Origin of the sequence: Anabaena sp. CCY 9910, assembly GCF_963920875.1 — a bacterium.
GTDB lineage: Bacteria > Cyanobacteriota > Cyanobacteriia > Cyanobacteriales > Nostocaceae > Trichormus > Trichormus variabilis.
This window is the reverse complement of record NZ_CAWUDJ010000031.1, coordinates 38,306-50,053: the sequence shown is the minus strand read 5'-3', so window position 1 is coordinate 50,053 and position 11,748 is coordinate 38,306. Positions and strand designations below refer to the sequence as shown.

Here is an 11,748-nt window from a genome sequence, read left to right as displayed (position 1 = left end):
ATTCTATGTCTTCTTCCAATTCCAAATCTTCTGACAAGCGCTTTGTGTATCGTGAATTTGGCAACGATAACTCCGCTGCCTTAGAAAGACCAACTCCCGAACTACCTCCACAACAACAAAATGTCAGAGTGCAGGCTACTCGCGCTGGCCGCAAAGGAAAAACTGTCACTGTGATAACTGGTTTTCAAACTAAACCAGAAGTATTGGCAGATTTAGTAAAACAGTTAAAAACTCAATGTGGTACAGGTGGAACGGTTAAAGATAACGAAATTGAAATTCAAGGTGAACATAAACAGAAAATTTTAGAGATTTTGATTAAGTTAGGCTACAAAGCCAAAATTAGTGGCGGATGACTAGTTTTGTATGTGGTGGTTGGATGGGGGTTTTCATTCTCAAGCCATATGTTTTACGTTTCCTTAATAAGGGTTAACTAACAAGGAGGTCAATATGGATTTAATTCGGCTTTTATGCGCTATTTTCTTCCCACCTTTGGGAGTATTTCTACAAGTTGGTATAGGTAAGGATTTTTGGATTAATATACTTTTGACTTTGTTCGGTTATATTCCGGGAATTGTTCACGCAGTTTGGGTAATTGCCAAGAAGTAATTCGTAATTTAACTCTGTTCAATTAGGTTAATTAAGACATTAAATAATAACCCCCCTTCACAGTTACTTTTGAAGGGGGGTTTTTTACTGTTAGTTCAGCAAACACATTATGATAGGTCATAGATACCCGCTTTTTTAAACAAGTCGGGTATCTGGAGAATAACCTGTCAAAATTAATTCGTTGGAGTACTAGAGCTTTAATTTTTAGCCAATCATCTTGGCTACCAAAATTCTACAAATCAGCAGGCAAAATTACTGTATCGATCGCATGGATTACGCCATTAGAGGCTTTGATATCTGCTTGTATTACTTTCGCATCGTTGACGCTGACACCTTGCTTATCAACTTTTACATTAATTGTGCCACCTTCGACGCTTTTCACTTCACCAGATTTCAAATCAGTGGATAAAACATTACCAGGAACAACATGGTAAGTTAGCACCTTGAGTAATACTTCTTTATTATCTGGTTGTAATAATGCTTGTAGAGCATCTTGTGGCAATTTAGCAAATGCAGCATCGGTAGGAGCAAAAATTGTTAAGTTATCTTTGCCTTGTAAAGTTTCTGTTAGTCCGGCTGCTTGTAATGCTTTGTTGAGAGTGGTAAAAGAGTTATTTGATTGCACCAACGCTAACAGATTTTTCGAGTCTGTGTTAGTTGTTTCTGCTGCTGGTGGTTGTGTTGTAGGTGTTTCTGTTGTGGGTTGGGTTTCTGGAGGAGTAACTGGAGTGGGTGAAGTACGGCTACCACGGTTATAGGGAGGCTCGTTAAAAATACTTGGTCTAGGATTAGTACGTCCTGTATTTTGTGCTATCTGTTTCTTGTTGTTATCTTTTGTTATCTGGTTAACATTTGCTTGAATCCGTTGACCCCGATTGTAGTGAGCTTCTTGGAAAATAGTAGGATTGGGATTTAATACTTCTCTTGCTCCCGATGGTAAGGTAATTGAGAGGCTAACGCCTGCTAAAGTGACTACACCTACCAAGTTGGTCAGCAGCTTGCTTTGATTCACCCTCATAATTTTTGTTTGTTTTAATTGGAATTAGGTTACATAAAGATTTATAACATTTTCCAACCAACAAAATCTAACCACGGAAGTAAGATTTGTATTCAAAAATATGCTGTGTCTGGGAAAATCTGATAACTAATTTGTATTTAACAAAGAAATAATATATGGGATTCATCCTAGATTTCTGAAATATGCCTATGGGCATTGTCCATCGTATTACTTTTGTGGTGGGTAATTCCCAGCCCACAGATACTTAGATTTTGCAATAACCAAATAGGATTTATGTATAGCAGTCTGCTTTGATTTTTATTCACGCAGCATGGCTTAATTACACTTTTTCGATTTAGGTAATAGGTGAAGGGAACTATTTAGTTTTTTTCAGCACAAGCTGAGACTATAGCAGTAAAAACAAAATATAATTACTGTGCAAATGATGATTAAGTGCAAATAGGCGTTCCCAAAATAATATAGAACAAAAATTGATATTTGACAAAAATAAATAAGAAAAAATAGACTTTATCTCCCTGATAAATGAGGTGGGAAATTAATGATTTACACCGGAAATTTACTGAAAGTACAGTTACAATTAGGAAGTTGATTGATTACTCCGTAAAGAGAGATAAATTATGTTAGAATTATACCAGTGGGAATTCTCCCAATACTCAGAAAAAGTGCGGCTAATTCTCGATTACAAAGGATTAGAATATCGCAAAATTGAGGTTACCCCAGGAATTGGACAAGTAGAGTTATTCAGGTTAACTGGACAAAAACAAGTGCCAGTCTTGAAAGATGGTAACAGATATATTTCCGACTCAACAGCGATCGCCAAATATTTAGACTTAGAATATCCAGACCGTCCTCTTTTACCAACAGACCCCAAACAAAGGGGTTTAACTTTATTAATAGAAGAATGGGCTGATGAGTCCATCGGTATTAAAGGAAGAAAAGCATTATTTTCAGCTATCAGTCAAGACCAAAGTTTCCGCAAAGCTTTATTACCCACCTCCACACCAGACGTACTCAAAACCTTAGTTGAAGGCGTACCCACAGATTTGCTTACAGTCTTGGGTTTTGGCGTTGGTTACAGTCCAGATGTAGTTAAGTCAGCGATCGCAGATTTAAAACAAGACCTAGAAGCACTTACACTATTGTTAGCAGACAGTCCCTATTTAACCGGAGACGAACCCACTTTAGCTGATTTAGCCGTAGCTGGTTTATCAATACTGTTAAAATTCCCAGAGGGTTCCTATTTAGACTTACCCGCCAGTATTGCAGGTAAAGGTGTACCATCATTAGCCGATAACCCTGATTATGCAGCCTTTTTTGCCTGGCGCGATCGCATCTACACCCAATTCCGCAAACCATTAATTGGTAAACCACCCACCAGTGGCGCGCCTACGTCTATTCAAATTGATTAGGTAGTGGGGAGGGAAGTAGGGGGAGCAGAGGGGGCAGAGGGGCAGAGGGGCAGGGGAAGAATTACTATTGACTATTGACTATTGACCAATGACAACTGACAACTGACTAATGACTAATGACCAATGACAATCCACAACAACCATTAGGTTCAGTAATCCAAGGTTCTCTCACTGAGGGTTTAGAAGTGCGCTTACACCCGGATATTTCCGTTGAGGATATGCGGGTAGGTAAGTTTTTGGTAGTCCAAGGGATGCGATCGCGCTTTTTCTGTATGCTGACAGATGTAGCCTTGGGAACTGCTAACGCGCGCATTATTGCTAGTCCCCCCAGTTGGGAGGACACTTTTTTACGGGATGTTTTAGCCGGGAGTGGGACTTACGGAACGATTAACCTCTCACCAATGCTAATGTTCACCCCTGAATCTAATGAGTCTTTGACAGCAACAGATGGTAAATCTGTAAATCCTTTTGTCCCATCTTCCACGGGTTTGGCTTCTTTTCAACCCCAAACTAGTACGACGATGGAATTACTCCCCGTGAAAACTATCCCCAGCCACTTCAGCCAAGTTTATGAAGCCAGTGTGGATGATTTTCGGCGGGTGTTTGGTTGGGAAGACGACATCCAACGGAAAAACTTTTCCATTGGTAAACCCTTAGATATGGATGTCCCTGTATGTATTGATTTGAACCGTTTTGTGGAACGTAGTAACGGGGTGTTTGGTAAATCAGGTACTGGTAAATCTTTCCTCACCCGCTTACTGTTAGCTGGGGTTATTCGTAAGAATGCGGCGGTTAACTTGATTTTTGATATGCACTCCGAGTATGGCTGGGAAGCAGTAGCGGAAGGAAAGAACGTCAACACAGTTAAGGGACTCAAGCAACTATTTCCGGGGAGAGTCGAAGTATATACCCTCGACCCTGAATCAACCAAGCGCCGGGGTGTAAGGGATTCCCATGAACTCTATTTGAGTTATGAGCAAATCGAAGTCGAAGATATTAAATTATGTAGTCGAGATTTAGGCTTATCGGAAGCAGCCTTAGATAACGCCAACATCTTATACAGTGAATTCGGCAAATCTTGGATTGTCCAACTGCTGAATATGACTAATGAAGAAATTGAGATGTTTTGTGACGAGAAGCGGGGACACAAAGGCTCAATTATGGCGTTACAGCGTAAACTCTTACGCTTAGATGGTCTTAAATATATGCGGGCAGTCTGCCCCCAAAATTATATTAATAAAATTTTACAATCTTTAGAAGCCGGCAAAAACGTCGTTATAGAATTTGGTTCCCAGTCGAATATGCTCTCTTATATGCTGGTGACTAACATGATCACCAGACGGATTCATGAGCATTACGTCCGCAAAGCTGATAAATTCCTACAAAGTAAAAATCCTAGCGATCGCCCAACGCCATTAATGATTACAATAGAAGAAGCGCATCGCTTCCTAGACCCGGCGATCGTTCAAAGCACCATATTCGGCACAATTGCCCGTGAACTGCGTAAATATTTCGTCACCCTTTTGGTAGTTGATCAACGACCTTCAGGCATAGATAATGAAGTTATGTCCCAAATTGGGACACGCATCACCGCCTTACTAAATGACGACAAAGATATTGATGCCATCTTCACCGGCGTATCAGGGGCTGGTGGTCTCAGGTCAGTGTTAGCCAAGTTAGACTCCAAGCAACAAGCTTTAATTTTAGGTCATGCCGTACCTATGCCCGTGGTAGTCCGGACTCGTCCCTATGATTCAACCTTCTATGCGGAAATTGGCGATGCAGCCTGGGAAGAAAAACCAGACGCAGAAGTATTCGCAGCAGCTGAACTAGCCAAAGCCGATTTGGGATTCTAGTGTGAGAAGCAGGAAGTGGAGGGAGCAGGGGAAGACAATTGTACAGACGCGATTAATCGCGTCTCTAAGTAGTAAACTCTTGACCCATAGAGTTCGGTTATCTCCCTACTGGCAGGCAACAGAAGAGGGGATTTTCGCGTCACTATAGATATAGTTAGCTTTTCTAAGGAACTTAAAAATCTTTTTATAAAAAAAGCAATTTTACACTATAATCCATATCCTTCTTTTGGCTACTTTACTATCCACCTGATTTGTCTTAATATAAAACTAAGTGGAACTCATACTGACTTCGTATTGACCAGTTACTGCCAGTAACTGAAATAGAGAAAGAATTCTGGAAAATCGACCACTGTGCTTGTAAGACATTAAAACATTGTCGGATGGTAGGGGAACCTATCTCAAGGCAGCGCCTTCTAGAAAACGGATACATGAAATTGTTTAAGTTTGGTAGCGCCTTGAGTTCTGTGAGATGCGGACGATGTTTACTAGCTAAATTTGTTACTCAATATTGATTGTGTTTACGGAGTAGAGGACAACGCACCAATGCCTACTGTTAACACCCACACAGAAGACACAAATACCAAATTCACGGCTGATATGGTGCGAACCTATCTGCGAGAAATTGGTCGTGTACCCCTGCTCACCCGTGAGCAAGAGATTGTTTACGGGAAGCAGGTGCAGCAAATGATGTCGCTGATTGACGCTAAAGAGGCTTTAGCGAAAAAATTGGATCGAGAACCGAGTTTACCAGAGTGGGCTGACCACGTTCAAAAGTCTGAAACAGATGTGAAACAGACTGTAACTCAGGGTAAGCGAGCCAAGCAAAAAATGATTGAAGCGAACCTGCGTTTGGTAGTGGCTATTGCCAAAAAATACCAAAAGCGGAACATGGAGTTCCTAGATTTAATCCAAGAAGGAACTCTAGGACTAGAAAGAGGCGTAGAGAAGTTTGACCCGATGAGGGGTTACAAATTCTCAACCTACGCTTACTGGTGGATTCGCCAAGCAATTACCCGTGCGATCGCTCAACAAGGTCGTACCATCAGGCTACCTATCCATATTACCGAGAAACTGAACAAAATCAAAAAAGTTCAGCGCGAACTAGCTCAAACCTTGGGGCGTTCTCCTTCACCGGCAGAAATTGCCAAAGAACTAGAACTAGAACCTGCTCAGATTCGTGAGTATCTGAACATGGCGCGTCAACCAGTTTCTCTAGATGTGAAAGTTGGTGACAACCAGGATACAGAACTGCAAGAAATGCTCGAAGATGAAGGCCCATCACCAGAGTATTACACCACTCAAGAATTCTTGCGCCAAGACCTGAATACCCTCTTGGCAGAACTCACACCCCAACAGCGAGAAGTCGTAGCCTTGCGCTTTGGCTTACTAGACGGTAACGAATTGTCCTTGGCGAAAGTCGGTGAACGATTGAACCTCAGTCGTGAACGCGTCCGCCAATTAGAACATCAAGCACTAGCTCATCTGCGTCGCCGTCGAGCCAATGTCAAAGAATACGTCGCCAGCTAAATTATCAAGACGTAGCACCGCTACGTCTGTACAAATCTCCGCGCCTCCTGAACTCATTCAGGGGGCGATTTTTTTAGGGGTACAGGGGTATAATGCTGGCAACCCTCACACCCTTGCACCCCAGCCTCAACAAACAACCTGGGTGCGTAATACGAATTCTCTATGAAGTTGCGCCAAATAAATGATGTAGAGACGTTGCATGCAACGTCTCTACAGTACAGAATAGAGTGCATTTTCATCAAGAAACGATATAAGTCCTATTTTTTATAACGGACGAAAAAAGATTTTGACTTTTCCGAAATGAAAATACTTGCTGTTGTATATCTCTATGTACCTAGCAAGATGAATTTCTTTGACAGAGAAATTTCACAGCAAGACTTTAAACTTCATCAATGATTCAGGTGCAGTTTACATCACCTAATAGGATGAATCTGTTGGGGGAAGCAAAAGTTTCATAATCACTGATAGTTTAAGATAACTTGCGAAAAAATCTAGAAAACTTGCGTTTTTAAAAAATATTTTTTCTAGAAGAAATATATCAAACCTTTGACCGAGACTTAAAGGTTGCAAATTTACTTATGGTTTAAGACAAGTTGCAGAGGCAGTCGTATAAGTTTGTCACAGGAGGAGTCGGGTGCTTAACAATATTTCTAAATCTTCACCCTTGCGTCAGTTGAGAATCCCCGCTATTGGTCTGCTTTTTACCCTTTCTGTAGTGGGCGCAGAAATCAAGCCTGTACAGAGTAGGGAAGTATCGTCACTTACTTCTATAACCCTATCGACGTATGGCCAACCACATAGTTCCCTGACTCCTACCTTGATGAGCTTCAGCCCAGTTAATGAAGATTTAGCACAAACAAAGAATCAGAAAGCCGAAAAAGAAACAGCGATCGCACCGAAGTTTAGTTTACCAAAGAAAGATGGCATTTATCTTTATGGACAATCGCCACAACCAGACCAAATAGGACAAGGTTATGTTCTGTTTAAAAAACAGCAAGGTAGACTAGTAGGCGCATTGTATATGCCTAATTCTGAGTTTAGTTGTTTTCAAGGCAAACTTGATACATCTGGAGAATTGGCAATGACTGTTACCGCCACACCAGATGCTGGTATTTCACCTGAAGTAGCTACAGCTAGTACATTACCCAAATTTTCTGAAGATGAGCCAATGAGCTATGCGTACTCTCTAGCATTGCAAGATTATCATCCCATTAACAGAATAAGCCCTGGCGATCGCCGCATTCTACAAATGTGTAGTCAGTAGAGATGTTGTATATGATTAGGACTTACGCACTGAACCAAAAAACCCTTCTGAGGGTGGTCATTAGTCAATAGTCCACAGTCCAAAAGCCTTGATTTTGACTACTGACTACTGACTACTGACAAAAAAGCCGGAAAATTAGTCACACGACGTAAGTCCTAACAACGTCTCTACAAGATTTCCCTTTCTCAATCCCTAATACTCAATCCCCGGCTGCGCCTTGACGTTTTGATCACGGAATGGGTGCTTAATCAAGGTCATTTCTGTAACTAAGTCTGCGCGTTCAATGAGGGCGGTTGGTGCGCCTCTACCTGTAAGAATTACGTGTTTACTAGCTGGTTTACGTGCCAAGCCAGCCAGCACCTCATCTATGCTTAAATAGCCCATTTTCAGGGCAATATTAATTTCATCTAGTAGAACTAACTGGTACTTAGGGTCGAGGATGAACTCTAATGATTTTTCCCATGCGGCTTGAGCTTTGTCAATGTCGCGATCGCGGTCTTGGGTGTCCCAAGTAAAGCCTTCTCCCATTGCGTGAAACTCGATTTGGTCTTCCCAGTAGCTAAACACGCTTTTTTCTGAAGGTTCCCAAGCACCCTTGATGAACTGGACGATCGCTACTTTATACCCATGACCGAGCGATCGTAATACCATACCTAGTGCTGCGGTGGTTTTGCCTTTACCGTTACCAGTATTAACAATAATTAACCCTTTTTCTGGCACAGCTTGAGATATGCGGCGCTCTTGTACTTCCTTGCGGCGCTGCATTTTGGTGCGGTATTGTTCATCAGAAAGGTTTTGGGTTGATGCCATTATTTCATCAATGAGACGCTCAATTTCCTTATCTGATTCTAATGCTTCTGGTGTATCGCTTGTCATCAAATTCATCAGGAAATACAGAAAATAAATGTTACAACTAACAAACCCAAGAAAAACTTGTGTTTAGAACGATGAGAACTTGAGGGGAATTTGGCAGAGAAAAGAAAAAGACTTGGTGAAAAAGACTAATATTTTCACCTATTGATTTTGATACTTGGCTAAATCTTCTCCTATGGGCAATGTTGCGCGAATGATTTAGCCTTGTGATGTGTATAAGAATATATCTAGTAAATCTCTCTAATTGCTTTCTAGCACGCAATTTATACAGTCTTTAGTTTGTGGTTATGTCCAGTTTAGTTACGCTACAAAACATTGATAATGTACTCACTTTTCTAACATTATTTTCCAGTCAAAATTGCCAACTATATGACATCCAAACTGAACCTTTAACCTTAGACCCTTACTGCTATTCTAAGGAATTTCATAGATTCATAACAGCACTTTACGCAGGAAATTTTGTCATATCTTTTGATTGGACAAATTGGCAGGATGAAGCTAATCGTTTTGTAACTAATCCCGAACTATTAAATTTAGCTGATATTTCTACAATACAGAAATTATTGACTAGCCACGTTCGTAAAGAACGTTTTTGTAGTGGTCATTTAGCGCAAATGATAGATAATGGTCATTTGTTGACAATATTGCAGCGACTACAAGCAATTCGTATATCAAGTTATTAAATCAGGTGATATGCACCTAAATCAAATATTCTTGCGTCAGGGCTGTCCATAGTCAAGAGTCCAGAGTTAAAGGCTAGCTTGGACTTTGGACTTCGGACTTTGGACAACCTGAGTGCGAAATATACGATTTAAATGTGTAATAGCTTGACTCACCACTGTAGCAGCGTGGCAAACCTTAAATGTATAAGAAATATATGTAGGGTGGGCATTGCCCAGCACAACCATCATACGACACTACAGATACTGAAAATTTTGTTTTCCTATATTCTGCACAAAGCGCGAGTAATTTGTACATTCAGGCGATGCGAGAAATTGCTGAAACATAGTTAACATTAGATTCGGCGAGGTTACGATTCGGGAGTCTGAAAATGGCAAAACATTTGGGTAAGAAAATTGCACCTATACCGATGTCAACAGATATCAGTGTGGTGGATTTGATTGATAATTACTTCACCGCTTACAACTCAGCGCGTTTGCGGGAAGCCAGCCAATTATTGGCTTGTGATATCCTCAAAGATGGTGTGACTGTGGGTGTAAGTCTTTCCGGTGCGATGACACCGGCGGGTTTTGGCGTGTCTGCACTTGCACCGCTAATTCGTAATGGCTTTATTGATTGGATGATTAGCACTGGTGCAAATCTTTACCATGATATGCACTACGGGTTAGGTTTTGAGTTGTTTGCTGGGAACCCGTTTTTAGATGATGTCAAGCTGCGTGAAGAAGGGACTATCAGAATTTACGACATCATCTTTGGTTATGATGTGCTGCTAGAAACTGACGCTTTCATCCGCAAGATTTTGCAAGCAGAACCCTTTCAAAAACGGATGGGAACGGCGGAGTTTCATTATCTTTTGGGTAAGTATGTAAGAGAAGTTGAAAAGCAATTAGGGGTGAAACATTCCTGCTTGCTGGCTACAGCTTATGAGTATGGCGTACCCATTTACACATCTTCTCCTGGTGACAGTTCCATCGGGATGAACGTAGCGGCGTTGGCGTTGGAAGGTTCCCAACTAGTATTAGATCCAGCCATTGACGTGAATGAAACAGCTGCGATCGCCTACAATGCCAGAGAAGGAGAAGGTAAAAGTGCGGCTGTAATTCTCGGTGGTGGTAGTCCGAAAAACTTTTTGCTACAAACCCAACCGCAGATTCACGAGGTTTTGGGCTTAGAAGAACGGGGACATGATTTCTTTGTTCAATTCACAGATGCGCGTCCTGATACTGGTGGCTTATCTGGAGCGACACCAGCAGAGGCAGTAAGCTGGGGTAAGATCGACCCAGACGAACTACCCAGCACCATTGTTTGTTACACAGATAGCACGATCGCCTTACCGTTAGTAACAGCATACATCCTCAACCAATGCCCACCCCGTCCTCTGAAGCGGTTGTATGACAGACGCGAAGAACTATACGATAAACTCCGCACAGACTACCTAGCGGCGAAAGATCAACCAGTAGAGAAAGTAGCAACCAACGGAGAAGTTGCTACTTATCCCTGTGGTACACCTATTAGGCAATAGTAGGGAGTAGGAAGTAGGGAGTAGGACTTACGCAGTGATACGAAGAATCAAGGGTTTGGGCGAGGGTATAGGGGTATAGGGGTGTAGGGGTGTAGGTGTTCAAAACCCTTACACACCTACACCCTCATACCCTTATACCCCTTCTGAACAAATAACCTCTGTGCGTAAGTCCTGGGAAGTAGGGAGTGAGGAGTAAAAAATTGTTCTCTTACACCCTCACACCCCCAAACCCCTACACCCCTCCATATATCGGAATAGCCGCGCCGCGAATATCTTTGGCTTTTTCCGATGCTAAAAAGCAAATTAATTCACCCATAGACTCAGGCTTTACCCATTTGTCGGCGTTCTCTGTACCCATCGCTTGACGGTTAGCGGGGGTATCAATAACTGTGGGGAGGATGACATTAGCGGTGATGTTTGTACCTTTAGTTTCATCAGCGATCGCTTTTGTGAAAGCTACCACACCCGCCTTCGCCGCAGAATAGGCGGCTAATCCGCCTGATGGTTCCACAGCAGCCTTAGAACCAATGGTGATAATGCGTCCATAGCCGTGGTCTAACATACTTTTGAGGCTATATTTGCAAACCAGAAAGGTTGTATTTAAATTGATCTCAAATTCTCGTTTCCAACTGTAATAACTGTATTCATGGGTTTTGCCCATCGAAAAGCCACCCACAAGGTGAATTAATACATCTACCCTACCAATACGGGCGATGAGATTATCAACAGAAGATTCTTCTTCCAAGTTAGCGGGAAGAAAAGTGACTCTGGCAAAATCCGCCGGCGGGAGAACTTCCTTGAGACGTTCAACTTCCTTGAGATTGCGGTAAGTAATGGTCAGATTTGCACCTTGGGCGAGGACGACTGGTGTGACACCTAAGCCTAGTCCACCAGTACCGCCTGTCAGTAGAACTTGTCTACCTTTCATGATGTATGAATTCCAGAGAGCTTCATGATTCAAGATAACGCGTAGGCGTATCGCTTGCATCGGC

Annotated in this window: 11 protein-coding genes; 8 read left to right on the top strand and 3 right to left on the bottom strand. The window is 42.0% G+C overall.

Annotated elements, in window-relative coordinates; genetic code table 11:
* Positions 1-5: 5 nt before the first annotated feature.
* Entirely contained in the window at positions 6-353 is a 348-nt protein-coding gene (locus ACM5QX_RS20575) for a translation initiation factor (protein ID WP_011318708.1), read from the top strand.
* Positions 354-447: 94 nt separating this feature from the next.
* The gene (locus ACM5QX_RS20570; protein ID WP_011318707.1) at positions 448-606 is read left to right on the top strand and encodes a YqaE/Pmp3 family membrane protein; all 159 of its coding nucleotides are present in this window, start codon (positions 448-450) and stop codon (positions 604-606) included.
* Positions 607-838: 232 nt separating this feature from the next.
* Here ACM5QX_RS20570 and ACM5QX_RS20565 read toward each other — a convergent pair whose 3' ends face one another.
* Complete coding sequence (locus tag ACM5QX_RS20565; protein ID WP_414755208.1) at positions 839-1,624, bottom strand: fasciclin domain-containing protein; 786 nt, start codon at positions 1,622-1,624, stop codon at positions 839-841.
* A gap of 617 nt (positions 1,625-2,241) precedes the next feature.
* Between ACM5QX_RS20565 and ACM5QX_RS20560 the strand changes: the two genes are divergently transcribed.
* From ACM5QX_RS20560 to ACM5QX_RS20545, 4 genes are all read left to right on the top strand, one after another.
* Entirely contained in the window at positions 2,242-3,033 is a 792-nt protein-coding gene (locus ACM5QX_RS20560) for a glutathione S-transferase family protein (protein WP_414755207.1), read from the top strand.
* A 116-nt stretch (positions 3,034-3,149) separates the two neighbouring features.
* The gene (locus ACM5QX_RS20555; RefSeq protein ID WP_414755206.1) at positions 3,150-4,889 is read left to right on the top strand and encodes a helicase HerA domain-containing protein; all 1,740 of its coding nucleotides are present in this window, start codon (positions 3,150-3,152) and stop codon (positions 4,887-4,889) included.
* Between the two features lie 543 nt (positions 4,890-5,432).
* Positions 5,433-6,416 carry an RNA polymerase sigma factor, RpoD/SigA family gene (locus tag ACM5QX_RS20550; RefSeq protein ID WP_414755205.1) on the top strand — a complete coding sequence of 328 codons (984 nt, stop codon included), beginning with the start codon at positions 5,433-5,435 and terminating at the stop codon, positions 6,414-6,416.
* A 634-nt stretch (positions 6,417-7,050) separates the two neighbouring features.
* On the top strand, positions 7,051-7,680 hold the full coding sequence (locus ACM5QX_RS20545; protein WP_414755204.1) for a hypothetical protein: 630 nt from the start codon (positions 7,051-7,053) through the stop codon (positions 7,678-7,680).
* 192 nt (positions 7,681-7,872) lie between these two features.
* Here the strand turns inward: ACM5QX_RS20545 and cobO are convergent, their stop codons facing one another.
* Positions 7,873-8,556 carry a cob(I)yrinic acid a,c-diamide adenosyltransferase gene (gene cobO / locus ACM5QX_RS20540; protein WP_414755228.1) on the bottom strand — a complete coding sequence of 228 codons (684 nt, stop codon included), beginning with the start codon at positions 8,554-8,556 and terminating at the stop codon, positions 7,873-7,875.
* A 284-nt stretch (positions 8,557-8,840) separates the two neighbouring features.
* Between cobO and ACM5QX_RS20535 the strand changes: the two genes are divergently transcribed.
* Both ACM5QX_RS20535 and ACM5QX_RS20530 read left to right on the top strand, forming a co-directional pair.
* Positions 8,841-9,236: a DUF6508 domain-containing protein gene (locus ACM5QX_RS20535; protein WP_414755203.1), complete on the top strand. Its 396-nt coding sequence runs from the start codon at positions 8,841-8,843 to the stop codon at positions 9,234-9,236.
* 368 nt (positions 9,237-9,604) lie between these two features.
* Complete coding sequence (locus ACM5QX_RS20530) at positions 9,605-10,756, top strand: homospermidine biosynthesis protein (protein WP_011318694.1); 1,152 nt, start codon at positions 9,605-9,607, stop codon at positions 10,754-10,756.
* Between the two features lie 232 nt (positions 10,757-10,988).
* Here the strand turns inward: ACM5QX_RS20530 and fabG are convergent, their stop codons facing one another.
* Positions 10,989-11,684: a 3-oxoacyl-ACP reductase FabG gene (fabG, locus tag ACM5QX_RS20525; protein ID WP_414755227.1), complete on the bottom strand. Its 696-nt coding sequence runs from the start codon at positions 11,682-11,684 to the stop codon at positions 10,989-10,991.
* Between the last annotated feature and the right edge of the window lie 64 nt (positions 11,685-11,748).

What these genes read in the sequence shown, in the direction of transcription:
- ACM5QX_RS20575 (WP_011318708.1), top strand. Translation starts at nt 6, where the DNA reads ATGTCTTCTTCCAATTCCAAATCTTCTGACAAGCGCTTTGTGTATCGT.
- ACM5QX_RS20570 (WP_011318707.1), top strand. Translation starts at nt 448, where the DNA reads ATGGATTTAATTCGGCTTTTATGCGCTATTTTCTTCCCACCTTTGGGA.
- ACM5QX_RS20565 (WP_414755208.1), bottom strand. Translation starts at nt 1,624, where the DNA reads ATGAGGGTGAATCAAAGCAAGCTGCTGACCAACTTGGTAGGTGTAGTC.
- ACM5QX_RS20560 (WP_414755207.1), top strand. Translation starts at nt 2,242, where the DNA reads ATGTTAGAATTATACCAGTGGGAATTCTCCCAATACTCAGAAAAAGTG.
- ACM5QX_RS20555 (WP_414755206.1), top strand. Translation starts at nt 3,150, where the DNA reads ATGACCAATGACAATCCACAACAACCATTAGGTTCAGTAATCCAAGGT.
- ACM5QX_RS20550 (WP_414755205.1), top strand. Translation starts at nt 5,433, where the DNA reads ATGCCTACTGTTAACACCCACACAGAAGACACAAATACCAAATTCACG.
- cobO (WP_414755228.1), bottom strand. Translation starts at nt 8,556, where the DNA reads ATGACAAGCGATACACCAGAAGCATTAGAATCAGATAAGGAAATTGAG.
- ACM5QX_RS20535 (WP_414755203.1), top strand. Translation starts at nt 8,841, where the DNA reads ATGTCCAGTTTAGTTACGCTACAAAACATTGATAATGTACTCACTTTT.
- ACM5QX_RS20530 (WP_011318694.1), top strand. Translation starts at nt 9,605, where the DNA reads ATGGCAAAACATTTGGGTAAGAAAATTGCACCTATACCGATGTCAACA.
- fabG (WP_414755227.1), bottom strand. Translation starts at nt 11,684, where the DNA reads ATGAAAGGTAGACAAGTTCTACTGACAGGCGGTACTGGTGGACTAGGC.